At 64.1% G+C, this 262-nt stretch carries 1 protein-coding gene; it reads left to right on the forward strand.

All coding sequences use genetic code 11. From position 1 onward, the window contains the following. Positions 1 to 262 (forward strand): hypothetical protein (locus AB2L51_RS15275; RefSeq protein WP_400922706.1); only part of this gene is annotated, 262 nt, incomplete at both ends.

Genomic DNA, 262 nt, shown 5'->3' on the forward strand with positions numbered 1-262 from the left:
GTCGCCTACAGCGGATTGCGCAGCCCGACCACGGGGCAGATTGCGTTCCCGATCCGGCGCCTGATCTACAGCTTCAGCAATAATCAGATCCTTATGGGCACTGGCAGCGGCAATCCGGCGCAGCAAGTGCTGGTGAACAACGTCAGCGCCTTCAACGTCACATTCGGCCTTGCCAGCTCGGCGACCGACGTCGCAGCCTCGACCTACAGCAGCAACCCTGGCGATCCGGCGCGCATCCGCAGCGTGCGCCTGAGCCTGACCC

Origin of the sequence: Acetobacter fabarum (assembly GCF_040702925.2) — a bacterium.
In the GTDB taxonomy this organism is placed as follows: Bacteria; Pseudomonadota; Alphaproteobacteria; order Acetobacterales; family Acetobacteraceae; genus Acetobacter; species Acetobacter fabarum_B.